This window comes from Agarivorans sp. B2Z047 (assembly GCF_023373605.1).
Taxonomy (GTDB): Bacteria; Pseudomonadota; Gammaproteobacteria; order Enterobacterales; family Celerinatantimonadaceae; genus Agarivorans; species Agarivorans albus.
Genome location: NZ_CP088080.1, coordinates 5,165,693 through 5,185,590 on the forward strand (window position 1 = coordinate 5,165,693; position 19,898 = coordinate 5,185,590).

General features: G+C 45.7%; 9 protein-coding genes. 3 read left to right on the forward strand and 6 right to left on the reverse strand.

The window, feature by feature from the left end:
- Positions 1 to 214: 214 nt before the first annotated feature.
- Positions 215 to 574: a DUF6172 family protein gene (locus LQZ07_RS23940; RefSeq protein ID WP_016400163.1), complete on the forward strand. Its 360-nt coding sequence runs from the start codon at positions 215 to 217 to the stop codon at positions 572 to 574.
- 146 nt (positions 575 to 720) lie between these two features.
- On the opposite strand, the gene pulA is transcribed toward LQZ07_RS23940, so the two are convergent.
- On the reverse strand, positions 721 to 7,914 hold the full coding sequence (gene pulA, locus LQZ07_RS23945; RefSeq protein ID WP_152785239.1) for a pullulanase-type alpha-1,6-glucosidase: 7,194 nt from the start codon (positions 7,912 to 7,914) through the stop codon (positions 721 to 723).
- A gap of 367 nt (positions 7,915 to 8,281) precedes the next feature.
- Between pulA and LQZ07_RS23950 the strand changes: the two genes are divergently transcribed.
- Complete coding sequence (locus LQZ07_RS23950; protein ID WP_152785237.1) at positions 8,282 to 9,049, forward strand: endonuclease; 768 nt, start codon at positions 8,282 to 8,284, stop codon at positions 9,047 to 9,049.
- 137 nt (positions 9,050 to 9,186) lie between these two features.
- The gene (locus LQZ07_RS23955; RefSeq protein ID WP_152785235.1) at positions 9,187 to 10,452 is read left to right on the forward strand and encodes a GGDEF domain-containing protein; all 1,266 of its coding nucleotides are present in this window, start codon (positions 9,187 to 9,189) and stop codon (positions 10,450 to 10,452) included.
- Positions 10,453 to 10,702: 250 nt separating this feature from the next.
- Here the strand turns inward: LQZ07_RS23955 and LQZ07_RS23960 are convergent, their stop codons facing one another.
- The 5 genes from LQZ07_RS23960 to LQZ07_RS23980 all read right to left on the reverse strand — a co-directional run bounded on the left by LQZ07_RS23960 (position 10,703) and on the right by LQZ07_RS23980 (position 19,898).
- Positions 10,703 to 14,920 (reverse strand): putative Ig domain-containing protein, encoded by a 4,218-nt coding sequence (locus tag LQZ07_RS23960; protein ID WP_152785233.1) that lies wholly within the window; start codon positions 14,918 to 14,920, stop codon positions 10,703 to 10,705.
- Positions 14,921 to 15,220: 300 nt separating this feature from the next.
- Positions 15,221 to 16,774 carry a M14 family zinc carboxypeptidase gene (locus LQZ07_RS23965; RefSeq protein WP_152785231.1) on the reverse strand — a complete coding sequence of 518 codons (1,554 nt, stop codon included), beginning with the start codon at positions 16,772 to 16,774 and terminating at the stop codon, positions 15,221 to 15,223.
- 151 nt (positions 16,775 to 16,925) lie between these two features.
- Entirely contained in the window at positions 16,926 to 17,753 is an 828-nt protein-coding gene (locus LQZ07_RS23970; protein WP_152785229.1) for a mechanosensitive ion channel family protein, read from the reverse strand.
- A gap of 151 nt (positions 17,754 to 17,904) precedes the next feature.
- A complete protein-coding gene (locus tag LQZ07_RS23975; RefSeq protein ID WP_152785194.1) occupies positions 17,905 to 18,867 on the reverse strand; it encodes an SMP-30/gluconolactonase/LRE family protein in 963 nt (320 codons plus the stop codon).
- A complete protein-coding gene (locus LQZ07_RS23980; protein WP_152785192.1) occupies positions 18,867 to 19,898 on the reverse strand; it encodes a Gfo/Idh/MocA family protein in 1,032 nt (343 codons plus the stop codon). The genes LQZ07_RS23975 and LQZ07_RS23980 overlap by 1 nt, the downstream gene beginning before the upstream one ends.

The window sequence follows — 19,898 nt, forward strand, 5'->3', positions numbered from 1 at the left end:
AAATCTTACACAACAAAAACACGTTCAGATCCAAAACCTCGAATAAACTAATTATAGTCATAGCCTCAAAGCCTCTTACTCAAGGAGGCTTTGTTGCTTTTAACCTCGGCTATGCTGTGCTTTTGCAAACAATCTCGATTAAACCTTGCTCTATAGCCTAGAATCATTACAGTGTGCCTCCCTTTGCTACTTTCGGCAGTTTTCTAGGATTATTATGAAAAAGACTTATCCGCTTACTCACCCCAAGCTTAAATTAGCGCGCATTGTTGAAGCCGCTAAGCATGATGCTAAAAAATATATTCGCCGCGAGAAGAACAAAACCTTGCCTGCCGGTGCCGATTTTTGGGCCTTTGATTGTAAGTACGGCCCAACTCAAGAAGAAGCAGAAGAGATCCATGTTTCGCAGATTAACGCTTGTATGGATAAAGCCGAGCTGCAGCAATTGCCATCGTTTTACTTAGAGATTATGGCAAAACCTGCCAATCGCCCAGAAAGGCCAGATGTGGAAGAATCGTCAGACCTTGACGATATAATCGCTAACGCAGAGCAAGAGCTAGATAAAGACGCCGAGTAACACTAGGCTTGCTGGAGGCTTACTAGAAAATAGTAATGCGATGTTTAGTGCTTATATACGATTAAACACAGCTGTTGATACCACTGCCGTAGCTGCAAATAAAAAAGCCGCTTTAAAGCGGCTTTTTAGATCTTAAGTGTTAGGTACTAACGCACCGTTAGGCTTATTGCCGCTGGGTCGGAGGCATCTAGTACAAAGTCATAGCTACCTGCCGCTGCTGGGGTAAAGCTTAAGTTTGCTCCACCGTCGATCAGTTGCAGCGGTAACTCTGGGTTTACCAGCGTTTCTGTACCACCACCGAGGTTAATGCTAGTCCAGTCTGGATCGGCTAATTTGAACAAGTAAGTTTGCGCGTCTAACTGCACAGTAATCTCGTATTTACCGCTACCATGATAAAGCATTTGGCTATCTGGGCCAGCGGCCCAGCCATTCATGTCACCACGTAGGTAAACTGGCGTATATTGGTAAGGAGCATAGGCTAAATCAGCTTCTACAATCAGGACCGGATTAGCTGGATCTTTCGCATCCAAAATTAGTACTAGAGGAGTCGCCTCTGTAAGCGTAATGCTCAAGTTTCCGCCACCAGAAGCAAGAGTTTTAAAGCTTGCAGCCTCCAGCTCAGCGCCATCTACGCCCGCACCAAAGTTGAGATTTGCCCAATTAGCATCAGCTAACTTGAACTCAGTGGTTCCAGCAGGGAAGGTCACGCTCACATCGTAGGTATCTGCACCTTTAAATTCAAAGGCAAGGCTAGTATCCCAGCCATTCAAATCTCCGCGTAGATATACGGTTTCGCTGTAAGGCTGAGCAGGCTCTTCACCACCCACCAATAGGAACTTAGCTTCAAATGGCGCTAGCTCTATCTCAACAATTCCAGCAGCAAATGCGTATTGCTCATTGCTTTGCAGGTCTTGGAAAGTATTGTGATTACCCAATCCCATGTACTCTGGTGGCAATACTGCCAATTGAGTTGTCGCGGCCATATTAGCAATATAGAGAACTTGCTGTTCACCTAGGCTCTTAATATCGACGTATAACTCACCAACACTCAATACACTTAAGCGTTCACCTTGGCTAAGCGCAGGATAACTTGCACGAAGCTGCATAAGTTCGGCGATGTAGTCGCGAAGCTCAGCTTGTTGGGCATTAGCGGTAAATACTTCACCGCCTTGCTCGCTGGCTAATCCTTCCACTTTACCGCTAGAACGAGATACGTGGTCATCACACAAACCTGCAATTGCTCCAACGCCGCCATCACTTGCACAATCTAACCTATCAGCAAAGTTAGCCACTTCATCACCAATCTCGTCACCGTAATACAAGGTAATAGGGCCAGTGTAAGCAGCTAAGAAGGCATAAGCCGCTTTGTGACGTTGCCAGTACTCGGCATCACTAGGCTCGGCAATACCAGCACGTTGCAGTAAATCACCAAAGCGAACTACATCGTGGTTGGTAATCATCAAGTTGGGGATGGCGTGCTCTGGGTATATTGCATGGGTATCAAATATACCTGCAAGTGTAGAGGCATCGGTAAAGAAGAAGCCATCTTCTTGAGCAGCAAAGTTTTGCACTACGCGGTAACGACCAGGGAAGTCGAAGGCGCTACATAAACCGTGTTGCTCATTGGTTCCGTAGCCGGTTTCGGCAATTTGGTCTTCGCCTGACCAGATTTCGGCAACCATGTAACCCAGTGGATTAACGGTTTCGCCATTCATCTGGTAGCTTACACCTTGCGAAGCTTCAGCCACCGCTTGGCGGATTTCGCCCCACGCACCTACCGGTACTTGATAAGCTTGGTCTAAGCGCCAGCCATCAATTTTTAGTTCTTCGATCCAGAACTTGGCGACTTCTTTAAAGAAGGCCAAATCTTCTGGATACTCAGATCGGCGGCCAAGGCTACCTTGTGCAGGCCCTGTTTCGGTAACTGCTAGGCCGTTTGGCGATGCGTAGTCTTGGGCATTTGATTTAAAGTGACCAAATACACCATCGAAGAATACATACATGCCGCGGGCGTGAGCTTCATCAACCAGGGTTTTAGCTAACTGCATATCACCAAAATTAGGGTCGATATTGAAGTAGTTAGTAGCAAAGTAACCTGTTGCATCTAAGCGATCTATCCAGTGCTCTTGGCCGTCAACCGCTACTGTCTCAAACACAGGCGTAAGCCAAACGGCATTCATACCCAGTGATTGAATGTAATCTAAGGAATCGATAATGCCTTGCAAATCACCTTTATGGTGGCTGCTGCCATAACCAGTGCCGTAATCTGCATTACTGTCACCGTCGATAAAGGCTTCGGTCATTACTTGGTAAATACGCAAGTCGTTAAACTTAGCTTGATCTTCGGCAGCACATTGGAAGGCAAGGTAGTCATACCCAGGCTCTTCGCTATAGCCCTCGAACGCTAGTAGGCGAGTAGCATATTCGCGACCATCGGCAATAACCGCAACAGCACGCTCAGGGTAGTTAGTGAGGTTGAGTTGTAAATCAGCCTCTACCACCTTGTTTAACCCGCCATCACGAATGATGTAGTTGAAACAACCGTCTAATGTGGCTAGGTCTACTTCCCAGTAAGGGCCGTATTCATCAACACCCGCGGGTGCGATGCTTTGATCGGCCCAGTCTAGTGTCATGCTTGGATCGGCTGCACTACAGCTGGCATCATTCCAAATGTACAGTGACCAACTAGCGTATTTAGTGGCAGGGTCAGCCACTGGCGATTCGGCATCAACAAAGCTAATTAGCGCTTTTCCATCGGCGACTACTGGCTCTGGGATCTCGGTTTTAACCGTGCCAATTTCACACACATTTAAAGTCGCTTGGTCACCCGATACGTCTAAGTTAAAGGCGTAACGACCTTCACTAAGGGTAATGCTGTTATTGCTTAAGCCTGCGTCACCACTTACTGCAAGGTACTCAACATCGGTTTCAAGCTCAATCAAGCTGTCGTCTTCCACCACAAAATACTGGGTGCCCCAATCGTCGGTGGCCAGCTTGAACATGAAGGTGCCGCTAAAGTCAGCCACCGCCTGATAAAGACCATTACCTTTATGACTAAAAGCGTAGGCCGCGTCCCAAGCCCAATCTGAGTTTTCACCACGAATGGCTAAGGCTTCAGCAAGTGGACCGTCTTCCGCCACGGTAGCTAGCTCGCTACACACTGCACCAACATCTGCAAAACTTACCGATAGACTAGGTGCTGCAATATCAGACGCATTAAGCGTAAAGGTATAATCTGAGCTTGTAGCTACGCTCAAGCTTAGGTTGTCGTTGCTACCCGGCTGCAGGGTTACGCTTTCGCCACCAGCCACTAAGGCTAAACCACCGCCCAAGTTAACCGTACTCCAATCGGCACTGGCTAACTTAAAGCCATAATCACCCGCAGCAAGATTAAGGGTTTGGCTGTAAATACCACTGCCAATGTAGCTAAATGGTAAGCTCTCGTCCCAACCATTCATGTCACCGCGCAGTAATACCGCTGTATCGCCATAGGGTGCTTCTTCAACTTGGGAAGTAATGCTTACCGTTGCGATGCTTGGGTCAGCCTTGTCTACGGCAAAGCTAATCAAGTATTGGCCATCTTCTGCAATGGTCACACTTAGGTTGTCAGCACCGGTAACAATTGGCAACGAACCTTGAGCAACCACAGCACTAAAGCCACCGTAGTTAACCCCTTGCCCGCCCCAATCTGCATCGGCAAATTTGAACTCGTAGCTGCCCGCCACTAAGTCAGCTAATGCACTGTATTCACCGTCATAGACGTACTCTAGTGGATTGTCGGTAGACCAGCCATTCATGCTACCACGCAGGTACACCACGGTGTCACCAAAGGTAGGTTGGGCTGGGTCGTACTTATCAGTAACCGGAATACCCACTCCTTGCTCATTACCTTGTGGCAGAACAAATACTACGGTGCTGTAGGCAGGTACGTTAATCGCAGTGCCGTTAACACTTGCCGAGGCTAGTACAGAATCCACCGACTGCACTTGGCTAGGGTGTAGCTCTAAACCGGCCATGCCAGTATCAAAACCAACAAGATCAGCACCAGCGTTAAAGGCGATTAAGATAGCGTCGTAGCTAGCATCAAGATCTTCAAGGCCAACACCGTCATTCACCGACATCAAGATTAAGCCCGGCGTTTGCGCGCTACCCATGTTGTGGTAATCCACACGACTAGTAATCGCCTCGGCGCTACCCAAACCAATTAATGGTGTGGCGTTACGCAGTGCTAGGTACTCGTTAAACACCGCTTTAGCTTGGGCAATGTCCCCAGCTGCTACATCGGTGCTTGGGTCTGCGATAATCTGGCCAATTAGTGGGTAGTTACCATCAAGACCATCTTTGCCGTAGCGTGGAAGCCCCACATTCCAGTTATTGTCTTGAGCAGTGAAATCTACCTTGTTGTACCAATCTCCCGAGTCGTAGCTGTCTCGCTCCATAGATTTAGAACGAAGAACATCAGAGCCCATGTGAATAAATGGTACGCCTTGGCCTAATAGCGGGAAGCTCAAAGCAAAGCTTTGCGCACGCACGCGATCGCTAGGGCTCATACCGCTTGGCAATTTGTATTGGTTAATGTCCCACAGTGTTTGGTTGTCGTGCTTAGACACGTAAGACACAGCCTCTAAAGGAGAGGCTGTATAACCAGCTGGTTGGCCGTTATAGTCAACTTCGCTACCCGTAACCACTTGGTCATTGGCATCGATGAGCTTAAAGCTAGACAACAAGCCTGCCAGCTCAACCCGTGCTATGTCGGTATGCTGTAACAATACTAGCTTGGTGGCTTCATCACTGGCATTTAGCTCATTGGGATCATGGAATAAGCCATTGGCTAAACCTTGAGAACCGCGAATCGCTTCGGCGCTATCAAATGGGCTGCCGCCACGAACTACATCGCGCATCCGATCAGAGAATGAACCAATGCCGGTTCCAGCTAAGTTAAGCTGGGTTGCTTGAACAAAACGAGCATCGTTTTGTACTTCACCAAAATTCCAACCTTCACCGTAGAAGTAGTTGTCTGGATCTGCCGCTTTAACCGCCGCTAATGATTCTTCCATGGCCGCTAAAGGCTGATGACCCATGAGGTCAAAGCGGAAGGCATCGATGCCGTAATCACGCGTCCAAATAACCAAAGTGTCTTTCATCAATTTGGCCATCATGGCATGTTCGGTGGCAGTATTATCACAACAGGTAGAGGTTTCTACCGCACCAGTAATGGCATTGCGACGCTGGTAATAACCAGGAACCACTTTATCCAGCACTGATTTATCGTTTAGGCCAGAGGCATTAGTGTGGTTATACACCACGTCCATGGCTACCCGTAAACCCATTTCGTGCACCGACTGCACCATGGCGCGGAATTCTTTAATTCGCGCAAAACCATCTGGGTTACTGGCATAGCTGCCTTCTGGCGCGCCAAAGTGGAATGGGTCGTAACCCCAGTTAAAGCCGTCTAACCAGCGTAATGAGTCAACAATGTCGTCGGCACATTGGGTGCTAGGGTCACAGGCTTCTAATAAGTCGGCAATCACCGCACCATTAGATTCAACGCCACACAAGGCATTGTCTGGCTGAATACTACATAACTTGCCTACAGTGTCGCTAATTTCAACACGGCGCTTCTCGCCTTCTTCAACGGTGGCAATGTCAAAAGCAGGCAACAAGTGTAGGTGAGTAAGGCCAGCTTGTTTTAACTCGGCAAGGTGCTGCATTGGCGCAGAATCTAGCTCGGTAAAGGCTAGGTACTTACCACGGTTTTCTTCACTAGTTGATAGATCATGCGCACTAAAGTCACGTACATGAGCTTCGTAAATGCTCATGTTAGTCATCGGCAGCTCGGGCACCACGTGAGAATCCCAACCGGCTGGCTTGGTTTTACGGTGTTCTAAATCAACAACTTGTGAATACAGAGAGTTAGTCGCCAAACTTAGCGAGTAGGGGTCGGTTACCTCTAGCGTTTCTACTTCACCAGAAGCTGGGTGATAAACCTCTACCACGTAGCGATAATATTGGCCGTGCTTAACTCGCGTATCAACCAACCAGGTACCTAAGTCTGCTTGCCACTCCATGGGATAAGCACGCTTGGCTTTTTTACGTTTGTTGTAAGTTTGCAGAGTTACCGATTGAGCCGTTGGTGCCCAAAGTTGGAATTGATAACCTTTTTGGCTAGGGCTTACGCCTAGCTGAACAGCATCATCATTGGCCGCGGCATATAAGCTATCTAACGCGCCAGCAAACTGCACCTCGGTAGTTTTATACACATAACCTTCGGCGGTAAGCGCCATCGCAACCACTTCGCCTTTCAGCAAGCTCTTTAGGTCTGCATCATCTGGTAGTTGATAAGCAGAGCTAAAGTCTAGGTGAGGGAAGGCGGCTTGCGCTTCATCACTCACTTGGCCCGGCTCTAACATCACCATTTGGTAAGCGCCATCTACAGTGCCATCACTATTTACCGTAAAGCTGCCATCGGCAGATGAGTACAAACGTACATAATCTGCAGCAATAGCGTCTGCCCATACCAAGGTGTTTGCATCAACCAAGTGGGCCGAGGCATTAATAATGCCCAAACCAGGAGGGTTAGTATTCCAAGCCTCTTCGCGGCTATCAAATACTTGGCTATTACCTTGAATAACGCTCACGCTGCGATCGGTGAACTGGTCAAAAGAAATAGCTAGATCGGCATCAATTAACTTAGAAAGGCTACCGTCACGAATAATCACGTTGGCACAGCCAGACTCTTTATTTAAGTCCACTTCCCAGTAGGGACCATATTGATCATAACCTGCTGGTACCAGAGATTGATCGGCCCATTCGGTATTCAATGCCGACTCAGCAATGGCATCACAAGCAGCGTTGTTCCATAAATGAAGCGACCACGAGGCGTAATCCGCAGCAGCATCTTCACGAGTGGCTGCTGCTGGGTCAATATAGTTCAAACGCAGCTGATTTGGGCCAGCCAGTGCTAACTCTGTTGGCGGCGTAAGGTCAATATTGGGGTTAGCAACAGGTGGGAAATGCGGCTCCCAAGGCTTGTCGACACAGGCAACAATAAGCTGCATGTAGTCTTGTTCGGCCATCACGTCTTGTTCGGGGGTAACCGTACAAGATTGCGTCATCGGCTCGTCAACAACCGCAACGGTAAAGGCTTGCTCCGCTGGTAATTTAGTTTTAAATACAAAAGGACCATCTTGAGTGATGGCCAATGGTTTTTTCTCGTTTAACTGTAGGCTTAACTTGCCGTTTAAGCCCTCTACTTCTCCGCCAACGTTATAACACGCCGTTAAGAGAAGCGATCCAGCCACTACTGCTGAATGCTTTGTCCACCCGCTGAATAAAATCATCTACAACATATCCTTGTTGTGTTTGGTTTGCTGCCAGTAAGTCTTCCTACTACTTAATGGGCTCTGGCAGATTAGCTGCCCTAACAAGGGCAAAACGGCTCAAAGATAGTTCAGCCTGAATGAGATTTTTGTGACCTAGCGCGCCCTTTGAAACTTTGCAAAAAAGCCAGAAAATCAGCTAAATACGCCCGAGCTAGGCAGTGCCTGATAGAAAACGCTTTCAAAGCCAAGTAAGTTTTTTTACTTTTTTTGTCAATAAACCCCCAGCAATCAAACAAAGCTGAACACAGTTATTGATAGTTAGCTGTACGACCTAGCCGCATGCTAAATTTTGGGCTGTTTTTTTACGGTTATTTATAAGATTAAGATGTACTTAAAAACAGCCCTACGTAGCCTAGCCAGCTATGCCTTATTGTTTGCCCTTTCCTTACCTTCTCTTGCGCTTGCTAATGGCAATCAAAGCATTGAATCATTTACCACCGCCAAGCGACTTTTACTGCAACAGGTATACGCAGAGCCAAGTACCCGTAAAACACTGTATTGCGAGGCTAAGTTTGATGAGAATAAAAATGTCACACTTAATTCTGGTTTTGCTACCGGCAAATATCTTAACCGATTAAGACGTTACGAGGCCGAGCACGTTGTGCCAGCAGAGAACTTTGGCCGCAACTTTACTGAGTGGCGTGAAGGCCACCCCAAATGTGTCAATTCAAAAGGCAAAGCCTACAAGGGCAGGCGCTGTGCAGAAAAAACCAATGCAGAATACCGCTTAATGCAAGCCGACATGTACAACCTGTATCCGGCTATTGGCGCGGTAAATGCTGCGCGCTCTAACTACAACTTCACTATGTTAAGTACTCAGCAATCTAGTTTTGGTAGCTGCGATATGCGTATAGAGAACCGTAAAGTACAACCGCCTGAATCCTCGCGAGGGCCAATAGCACGCAGTTATTTATACATGGATGCCACTTATAGCCGATTTACCATGAGCAGCAGTCAACGCAAGTTAATGCAAGCTTGGGACAAGCTTCATCCGGTTAGCCCTCTAGAATGCCAAAGAGCCACGCTGATTGCGCAAACTCAACAAAACAACAATCCCATTTTGGCGTCACGTTGCATAAATCTTGAGAACTAAAACCCTAAATTTGTGCTGTATATGGAATTTGCAAATAGAGATATTCTTATAATTGCGTAGTACAACCCTTTATAAAGCATGGATTTAGTGAATAATACCAAGGTAAAGTTTTTGTTCTGTCCACGCTAAAGCACACTATGAATCAGCAACAACGCGACATTTATTACCCGGTACTATTTCTGATCTCTTTGGGATTGGTGCTTTGGCAGTACCTAGGCATGGAGCGACACCTTAATTACTCACTAAACGAAGAATCCCCCATCTCTCTTTCTACTCAGCTCGCCGATGGTCGTGTTGGCAAAGGCTTGTTATTGCGCCAACAAAACAAAGCCACGCTATTTTGCAATATCTCCAATAGCCAGCAACCCGATGCCTGTGCTTTGCAGTTAAAGTTAGTGGAAAATAATCAAGCGGGCATCACTCTGGCCAACTTTGAAAACATCCAACTAAACCTGTCCTTTCAAAGCACCGCACCAGATTCCATTTGGCTACAGGTGTTTACTCAACACAATGCAAAACATTTACACCTATACCAACAAAGTATTTTGCCCAAGCAAGGGCGCGCGAGTTACAGCATAGATGTAGATAGCTTATATCAGCCCTCTTGGTGGCAGTTTGCTCAGGGTGAAAATCAACACTCGCAGCAAGATGCTAGGATCACCTACATTAGCTTGCTCACTGGTGACAATACTCTGGATAAAAATATCGAGTTATCGCTCCATTCAGTCCAGTTTTCTGGCAAATGGTTGCAAGCCAAAGATTTGTATTTAGCCTTGTTGGGGATCTGGTTAGTCAGTATTACTTACGCTTTTTTCAGTGTGACCCGTGGGGTAAAAGAGCAACACCAGCAATCAAATAAACACGCGCTAGAGCTAAATAAAATCAATAGCTACCTGAGCATTGAGCGTGATAACTACGAATTTATGGCCAAAACCGACCCGCTTACCAGCTGCTTTAATCGCGCCGGTTTAAGCAGTATTTTTGGCGACATCATTATCGAATACGCTGAAATTGGTATGCCTGCTAGTATCGTCTTATTCGACATAGACCACTTCAAAAAAATCAATGACCAATACGGCCACGACGAAGGCGACAAAGTACTGGTTAATCTAGCAAATTTGGTGCGCCAGCAAATTAGAGAAGGCGATTACTTAGCCCGCTGGGGCGGTGAAGAGTTTTTGGTGGTATGCACCCATACCCGGCTAAAAGGAGCCTGCGCACTAGCTGAACACCTTCGCCAAAGTATCGAAAACACCATCCTAAGCGAAGAAACACGCATAACCAGCTCTTTTGGCGTAGCCGAAATAAACTCTGGCTTCTTAGAGCAATGGATAAAACGTGCCGACGAAGCTTTATATCAAGCCAAAGAAGGCGGCCGCAATAAGGTAGTTGCGGCAAGTTAAGAGCTAGTACAAGTAACTAAGCTTGCTCTTTTAAGCTCTGTTTTTTGATGATATCAACCCACCTCCAATGCCTTTTCCCCTTAGTCACCGCAAAGCCATTATTTGCACAGTATTGCGCTTACACAGCTGACTCATAAGCGGATGAGCGTCAATGAACGCAATGCTGTTTGCCAATAAAAAAGGCGCTGGTGTGCGCCTTTTGTCAATCAGAGTCAACCCATATCAGGACGGGTCATATGAAACCTAAAACCTAAGGAGGACTTAACTCCAGCAACTTGGCGTCGGCACTGGCTGAATCTAAGAAACCATAGAAAGTAGTATCTCCGGCATCCCAACCCGTTTTCGCTTCAAAAGAACCGTTATCCGAATCAGCAGCAGTGATTGGAATGATATTTTGGAAACCAGATTGCTTGAGGAATAAAACGCCAGCTTTCGCATGAAACTCCCAGCCATTTGGCAAGCTTGTTAAGGTAGTAGTGGTAACTTCCCAGCCTTGGTTATCAAACTCATTCACTAGATACCACATTCGCTCTAGGCCAAATTCATCAACAATAAGGCTCTCATTCAGCTGCAGATTATTATATGCATCTAAAGCTGGAATCACCGAGCTATCAATCTCAGCATAAGACTTACCCTCATCCATGGCTGCTCTCACTTTACCAGCTAAGTCTGTTACATCTTGACTATTCCACTCTCCGTAATCGTGACCAACCCAAATGCCAGTGTTGCCCTTCTCCCATACTCTTACCGATTGCCCAGCGTTATCAGCCGACAAGGTGAAGCTATAGTCATCCAAAGCAAAATGTTGATAAATGGTTCTGTTGATGGATAGCGATTCGCTTATTTGAGTCTCAGTAGATTGCCAATTATTAAACTCTATGCGCTCCCCTGAAGCATCTAGTTCTGCAGCGTTTTTGCTGCTGTTAATAACATAGCGTTTACCACTTTGCTCGGTAACGATTTCTCCATTCTCAACTTTCTTGGCTAGGGTATTCTCTGACCAATAGTCCGTAAGCTGCCATGGTGAGCTATAAACATAATGCGAATACTCTTCAAAGTTCTCCGTATCTGACATCAACACTGGGCCAGTAGTGCTTTCTACATTTGACAGCGTACCGTCTTCACAAGCTGAAACTGAGATAGCTCCTTTGTCCAAGTTAGCATTTAGTTCAATAGCGACTAAATAAACACCCGGAATATCGCTGTTGCCGAAAGACATTGAACTTAGTCCTTCAGGAGAAGCTAGTATATGCAACTCAGTTTGTTCAGGGCTGCCATCTCCACGATAATCAGATGAATGAAACAGCGAAGTAAATTCTAGGTTTTCATCTAATGTAGAAATTTTAAAGTCAAAATATTGAAAAACATCAGCAAAGACTTTAGCTTGATAAGTATTGTTACCAACATAGTTCAGTTTGTGGCTATCAAGAAATGCAGTGGCATCTTCACCGCCATCAAACGTCCCTCGTATGTACACTTCCTGTTGAAGCGGACCCAATTCATCCAATGGCTCCAAATCACAACTTGCATGGTTTACATATCGGCCAACAAAATCAACAACGTCACTATCTACGGTAGTTTCCGCTATGGCGTACTTATCACGCTCAAAGGTTAATGGGCTTACAGCAAATACCGAGCCGTTATCTTTTACTACATCAAACTCAAAACAGCCGTCGCCCACCTCAGTGTAAATATCAACATTGAACACTGCGCCCTGCACGTCAACCGAGCTAAGCGATATAGTCTCACCTACAGCGCTTTTGTCGGAATAAGCTTTGGTTAAGCTATTACATATGCCAGCATTTTCAGCTCGCAGGCTATAGCTTGCATATAGCGCCTCTAATTCAGCTTGGTTTAAGCCAGCGGTTTGCTCGCTAGGAAGAATAAATAACACGCTCACTTGCTCACGCGGCATCGCAGCTTCTCTGGCGATCTCTTCAGCAATAAGCGCATCCAATTTAGCTTGAGCTTCTGCTTGATCTAAATAGCCATAAAACGTTTGATTCGGATCCCAATACATTTGAGATTCGAAGTAACCCGTATCAACATCAGCATCAACCAACGGCACTGAGGTATAATTGTTACGTGAATAATCGTTACCACTGGTATCCAGCTCAACGATCATTCCACCAGGGACAACGTTAAAGCGCCAGCCGTTCGGTAGCTGTTCTAAACCTGTCTCTTGTAGCTCCCACTCCCCTTCAAACTGGTTGACTAAGAACCACGTTCTTACTTCGCCATTTTCTTGGTAAACAAAACTATCGCTAAAACGCAGTACGTTATAAGCACTCAAGCCTGCAACCACACTTTCATCAATTTCAGCGTAAGATAAGCCACTATCTAAGGCGGCTTTAATTTTACTATCGAGTTCCTCGATATTCGTAGAGTTCCATTCAGGGTAGTCATGGCCAAGCCACAAACCCGAAGCTCCTTTCTCCCAAACTTTAACTGCTTGGCCAGGCTCTTCTTTAGTAAATGAATAGTTATCCAAGCCGTAGTGGTGATACTCGTTAAACTCTAAACTTAGGGTGTCAGATAGATCTGTTGTCGTATATTTCCAATCCTGAAACTTAATAGCTTGGCCATCAGAACCTAATTCAGCCATCCTGGTGTCATTGCTATATACATAACGCCCACCAGAACCTTCAGATACCTTTAAGCCATCAACTACTTTGCTTGATTCTTGGTAATCTTCCCAATAATTAGTAAGCTCACCTCTATCCCAACGGTATTGCGCATACTCTTCAAATACACCATTGATGCAACAAGTATAAACACTACCTCGCTTAGTGAACTCTCTTTCACCGTTTGGCGTTAGCGTTTCTTTGGTATAGTCATTTATCGTTCCATCTGCTGAAGAATCTCTCAGCTCCTCATTCGAAACAGAGCCGTCAGCAAAAGAGGTGGTCACTTGGGTTCTTCTAAAGTAAGGCTCTAGCTCTTCTTTATCTAAAGATTCACTGATTCTAGTTTTTACCTGTTCACCGCTTTCTAAGGTCTCAGAAGAATGTGTAACTCTTTGAACCCATTCAATTTGAGAAAGGTTTCCAGCATTAACAGCTGCTTCAATATCTATATCATCAAAGCTTTCATCATCGTCATAGCCACCTTCGTCAATTGAAGAAGACTCATCATGATATGCTAGGTATGAAAGCTGACCAGCTTCATCATGGGTTCCAACTCGATAAACTCGCCCTTTAAAAGTTCGAAGGTTGTCTTGGTTTAAATCGGTTTCCCAATAAAAATGAGCGGTATAAACCCCATCAGCTAAATAGTTTTCTGTCCAAGACTCTTTTTCATAAATCAGTGCTTCCTGATCCTCATCTAGCTTCCTTTTATAGTTAGCATCGGTGAGGTAACTAACGGACTCAGCCTCTACTTTTTTCGTACCATCGTCTAATAAGGTAGTAATTTTGCTTTGTTCAACTAGGAAGTAATCTTCTTTCCCAGTAATCCAGTTTTTTCGACTGCTTCGCTGGGTGGTAACCTCTACCGTTTGGTTATCTTCCAAATCTTGTTTAAGTTCTTGCTCTTTTTTAGCTGCTTCTTGGCGTTCGGTGGTGCGCTCTATCGCCTCTTTCGCTAAGGCTTCTTTAATCGCTTCACCAACATCATCAGACAAGAAGTCGCCTAAAATCACATCAAGGCCACCATCTAAGCCTAAGTCACCAATCACCTTGGTTTTTGCAGCCATTAGCTCCTGGTCAATTTGTTCGCTGGTTACAGAACCGCTAGCTAACAAAATTAGGCTCTCTTTTAACTCATCAACAACCAAAGAGGTAAACGGGGAAATCGCGGCTCCAGTAGGGTCAATGCTTTCATCTAAGTCAACCAATGGAGGAGCAGAAAGCACGACTGGATTTTCAGAGAAGTCTTCACCAGTATCTATATCTGTAGCTCCTTCGCCTAACAAGGCACGAATAGGCGCCGATTTTAAGCTGCTGATGTCGGAGCCTTTTAATGCCAAGGTGTAAGCACCGGTATTATCACTAATAGCGCTAGGCTCATCCTCGTCAAGTTGACCATTTAGGTTAAGGTCAAGAAAAACAACCGCACCAGCTACATAACCATCAATCACTTTGCCGCTAAGAGCCATTACCCGGTTTACCGTAAGCTCAAACGGCGCAAGAGAAGCAGTTTCACTGCCATCACTTACACTAATAACAATATCTGAATAGGCGCTAATATCTGTCCGAGCGGGTGTTCCTGATAATTGACCCGTTGCTTCATCAAAGCTTGCCCAAGCAGGCTTGTTGGTAATCGAAAATGTTAGTTCATCGTTGTTTTCGTCGCTGGCAGTTGGAGTAAACGTAAATGCTACCCCCTCATCTATGCTCGTTTGCGGCGTACCACCAATATTGGGAGCTACATTTACAGGGGTTGAGTCGCCTCCACCACCTCCACCACACGCGGTTAGCGAAAGCGAGACAGCGATCAGCGAAGCCAACTTCGACTTGGCATACTTCATATTTAGAGTCCTTTCCAAAACTTGCTATTGTAAGTAGTAATTTTTATTAGAGTTTTTAGCCTAAAAAAAGGCCATTAACATCAACATGCTACAAATAAGAAATGAGTTAACAAGCATACAAAAAGGAAAAATGCTGTTATTTAGCGTTATGTCAAAAAATAAGACAAATAAACCCACAGAAAGATGATTTACCGCAATTGAGTGATTGGCAATGGTTTAAAAAAGTGCCGCTATTTAAACTAGCAGCACTTGATAAGCCTTTAAGAAAAACAAGCATTAAAGCTAAAACAAATGATGAACTTACAAAGGATTATCTGGGCAGTTGCCGCTAATGTACAAAGGTACGCCAATGCTGGGCTCTATGGGTATTAGCACGGCGCCATTGGTGGCTTGTGGCCCCCAATATTCTACCGGTAAGCTTGCTTGTAAGCCTTGTGCTAAGGGGTAGTCACAAAACCCACTACTGTCACTTGGCGCATTATCGCTGTAGTTGGCTAAAGTGGCGAGCGCTTCAAATAAGGCTACTCGATTTATCCAGATTTGTTTACTCAGAAAGCTTGGGTCCGGTAGGCCTGGGTTAACGCCAATTTGCGGCTGGCCAAGATGCACAGCTGTAACGTCGGCTCGTAAATCTTGTACAAAATTTACTGTCTCCCAACCACCAGCCGCCGCTCCAATATGTTGATAATTTGCTGTTGCACCACTGCTAATATTTCCGGCACCAAGTTGTACCTGAGAAAAGCGCCCGGTTGAACCTACAAATACCCGGTCGACTTTTTTCATCACTTTCACCGCCAAGCTTTGCGCTAAAAACTGTTGCGGTGAGCCCGGAAGTGCATCGGCAAAGGGACTTAACAATCGAAAGTTATTGGCGGTTTGGCCATGTAAGCAGTTAACAGTGGGTAACTGCCCCAATACTTGGGCTGGCTTGATGGAGGTGAAATCTAATTGGCAGTCGGTTTTTTGTAAGTCGCCGTGTAAATCAAGAACAACTCCAGGCTGAAACGCTAATGCTGCAGCAACCATGGCTTGGCTTTCTAACGGGCGAATGGGTTTATCTAAAGTCACATGATGATAGCGGTTCAAATCGTAACCTCGGCCGACAATGCCCACAAAGTCTGCTTCTGAATTCTCGGCAAAGGCGCCGCCCGCCATGGGATCAACATTTTGGCGAATGAGCGCACAGTCATTATCGATCACCGTTCCCGGAATAGGATTTAAACTGCAATTATCTGGGTCCGGTTCGCCGCCATCAGGGTTGGCACGCAATAAAACTAAGAGATCTAGATTGGCTAAAATGGTTTTAGTTTTGCGGCCAAAACCTGTGCTTAACCAACGAACAATACTCAGGGCTGCTTCGGTGCCCGCCGGCTCATTGCCATGTTGCTGAGTAATCACCATTACTCGAGTACCATTGGGGTTGCCCATGCGAATAGCCAACAGATCACGGCCTTGAGTAGATGTACCTACTCGCTCAGGGTTAACATTGCCACGACCACCATCATTAACCGTACACACAACAGCTTGACGAATACTGTCGGCTGCAACTTGTTCACCACAGACCTGATAATTGATGTTTAAATTTGCAGGAAGGGCTTGGTCAATATTTAACAAACCACCGTTGTTTCCGTTAATAATTAACGGTCCTGTTTGCATTTTCACCCTAGAAAAGTAGGGCAGGTAACTCAGCTGAAATTGCAAATCTTGATAACGAGACAGTTGCCAATAGTCTTGGCTATTTGATTGCCAATGTAACTGTGGGGAGGCGCTAATTGAGGCACTAGCTAGCCCCCCAATCAACAACGCCCAAAGCTTACTTTTACTTAACATCCATATCACTTCACGCATGTTCATTGATCATCCCTGATTTTTTGATGCTGGTTGCATGGTCAACATCTTGTCAAAAATTAATCATAGAGCCATACGAGCTTAATGAGAACTAAGTTAGTAAGTTCTTCTAGGCTATTTACTGTATTTTTTCCTTTGCACTAAATCACTTAGCAGATTACTCACCCGATAGCATACGTACTTCGCGTTGTGGAAAGGGTATTTGCACACCCGCTTGTTGCAAGGCATTAAACACCGCCAGATTGGCGGCAAACTTAGTTTGATGAAATAACGGTGTTGGCACCCAAAAGCGATAACTAATATTAATGCCACTATCGGCAAAGGCATCAATGCCCACCTTGGTAGCGGGGGCTTGCTGAACCTCGGCAATAGCCGCCAAGGTCTCTTCGATTAAGCTAATAACTTGCTCTGGATTGCTGCCATAAGCGACCGCTACCTCGCCTTCAACTAAGCTGTTTTGTTCGGTGTTTTTAAGTATTTCGCCCACAATATGGCGATTAGGAATGGTCACCCGCTCGTTATCTTCATTAATTAGCACCGTGGTAGCTAAATTAATTTCTTCAACAATACCGGTGTAGCCCTTTACGGTAATGGTGTTTTTGAGCACAAATGGTCGCGTTAGAATAATTGCTAAGCCCGCGCCATAATTAGACAAAGTGCCCTGAATCGCCAAGCCAGCACCTAGAGAAATAGCACCCAATGCGGCCACAAAGGGAGTAATGCTAATACCCAGTTTGCCTAAGGCAATGATCACCGTAATGCTAATTAACAGCACTTTCACCACATTGGCAATGAAGTTGGCGAGGGTGATGTCTAAACCTTTGTGCTCTAGGGTATTAAATAACCACTTAGCCACTTTGCCGGCAAACCATAAACCCAGTAGCACAATGATAATTGCACCCACCAGTTGGAAGCTGTATCTCACTAAAAAGTCGACAATGGTTTGGTATACCGATTCAAGTTGAGCGAGTTCTTGGTCAATCATTTAGCGGTCCTTGCTATATTACAAATTCACTGAGCATAGCGCCTGAATTATCAGAAGCTTAGTTATACTCTCTCAGTTAATTGTAGCTCGAAGCGATGATTTTGGCAGCTTGAAATAAACCCGTAATTTAGTCGCTTTAGCCCAGTAAAGGCTACTTAAAACGCCAATGTGCAGGTTTAATCCCTGTAACATCTGTTTTAATTTTAGTGATACTGTTGCCCAATAAACATCCTAAAAGAATGCCATCCTTGGCAAACGCGAGAGATGAAATATTATGAAGCTGCTTAGCCGGGTTGCCATCTAAATGTGGCCTTCCCATAACATCATCCTGAAAGGCTTGTTCAACCCACCTTAGATGCTCATCGTCGGAGTCTTCTAACCATATTTGCTGCTCACCATTTGGACTAACTCGAATCACCCGATTACTCACAATGCTGGTTACCCACAAGTTGCCACTAATATCCATGGTTAATCCATCAGGAAAGGTCGCGGCAGAGAACTGTGTAATGACTTGTGCACGGCGTAGCTGGTTATCTACGATTTGATACTTAATCAGCTCGCGAGAGAAGGTTGCATTTACGTATAGCTCTGTCCCCTCGGGGTTTACCCAAAGCTCATTGGTGTAGCCCAAACCGTCGGCAACAATGCGAGCACCTTGCTCATCTACCAGCACAATAAAACCGTCATCGCAGCTTTTACGATAAGCATCTGCTCTAGGTTGAGTGCGAGTGCTCACGGTAATCCAAATGCGCCCTTGATGGTCTAGATAAACAAAATTAGTGGGAGGCAGCGCCACGCCATCCACCTCCAGCAGCCAATCATAAATTGCGTTATCTCTGGTGAGTCTAAATACCCCGCCTTGTTCAGCCCCTAAATGCGCAATAAGAAAGCTGCCATCGGCTAGCATGGCAAAACCATTGGTTTGCAAAGGGCCAAATTCTGGGTGCGCTCCTCCCCAATAACTTTGCTCACCATTTGCTGCGATACGACTTACACCCCCTCTAAAATCCGAGACAAACACATCGCCAAAGGCATTGGTTAATACGCATTCTGGCCGAGTAAGCTGCTGGCCCAGCTTAACTAAGGGCTGGTTAAATTGGTTAATTTGCGACATTAAATACTCACTCGCTTTTGTTGTTGATGAGACTGATAAATCGCATTCTCAATTTCGATATTGCGCAAATACTGCTGGGCGAGATTTTCTAGCTCAGCTCCGTGCTGATAATGCGCCACCACATGCTCAATAAGCTGATAAACACAGTCCCCACCAAAGTTTTTCGCTTGCCATGAGTAATCAATCTGTTGCTCGTTATTGTCGCCAAAGTTGCGCAAAAATATATTGGCATCACCGTCTAAGCGCAGGCTAGCTTGGCTACCTTCGATCAGCATTTCTCCCATAGTGGTGCGCTTATTGTCAGCCTTATGGTCAAGTAAGCGATTGCCATCAAACACTGCTTGTAGCTGACCTGCTAAACCAAACACAATCAGGCCAGCGTCTTCGCCAGCAATAACCGGATTACACTTACGCAAACTGGCATATACGTTTTCCACTTCACCAAATAAGTAACGAAAGGTATCAACTAAGTGAATCGCCGTTTCGTGCACTAAAAACTTTTCCATTTGCTGAAAGTAAGGTTGGCGCTCTAAGTAAGCTTCCGGCCCTTGGCCATCGCCGGGGCGCAGATTAAATTGCACATTGAGTAGCCGCCCAAGCACTTTGTCATCAAGCAACTGTTTAATTTTTCGATACCATGGCATAAACCTAAAATTCTCGTGCACAATTAACTTGATACCAGCTTGTTCCGCCATAGCGGTGAGCTGTTTCGCTTGCGCCAAAGACTCACCAAAAGGCTTTTGAATAATCGCATCAACGCCAGCTTCACAAACAATTTCTAGCTGTTGGAGGTGAGTATGTGGCGGAGTGATAATGTCTACGATATCTGGCTGAGTTTGCTCAATAAGCTGCGCTAAGTTGTTACTTTGCTGAGCGATGCCATAACGTTTGCCAACCTCATTTGCAGTCTCTATGTGACGATTGCAATTTCCCACCACCTCAGCACCAACTACCCGCTGCCAAGCCTCATAATGAAACTGGCTAAAGTAACCCGCGCCCACCGCCACAACTTTAAGGTTTTTAGAGCTCAT

Excerpts from the sequence above, each read along its gene's own strand:
- LQZ07_RS23940 (WP_016400163.1), top strand. The coding sequence starts at position 215 with ATGAAAAAGACTTATCCGCTTACTCACCCCAAGCTTAAATTAGCGCGC.
- pulA (WP_152785239.1), bottom strand. The coding sequence starts at position 7,914 with ATGATTTTATTCAGCGGGTGGACAAAGCATTCAGCAGTAGTGGCTGGA.
- LQZ07_RS23950 (WP_152785237.1), top strand. The coding sequence starts at position 8,282 with ATGTACTTAAAAACAGCCCTACGTAGCCTAGCCAGCTATGCCTTATTG.
- LQZ07_RS23955 (WP_152785235.1), top strand. The coding sequence starts at position 9,187 with ATGAATCAGCAACAACGCGACATTTATTACCCGGTACTATTTCTGATC.
- LQZ07_RS23960 (WP_152785233.1), bottom strand. The coding sequence starts at position 14,920 with ATGAAGTATGCCAAGTCGAAGTTGGCTTCGCTGATCGCTGTCTCGCTT.
- LQZ07_RS23965 (WP_152785231.1), bottom strand. The coding sequence starts at position 16,774 with ATGAACATGCGTGAAGTGATATGGATGTTAAGTAAAAGTAAGCTTTGG.
- LQZ07_RS23970 (WP_152785229.1), bottom strand. The coding sequence starts at position 17,753 with ATGATTGACCAAGAACTCGCTCAACTTGAATCGGTATACCAAACCATT.
- LQZ07_RS23975 (WP_152785194.1), bottom strand. The coding sequence starts at position 18,867 with ATGTCGCAAATTAACCAATTTAACCAGCCCTTAGTTAAGCTGGGCCAG.
- LQZ07_RS23980 (WP_152785192.1), bottom strand. The coding sequence starts at position 19,898 with ATGAGCTCTAAAAACCTTAAAGTTGTGGCGGTGGGCGCGGGTTACTTT.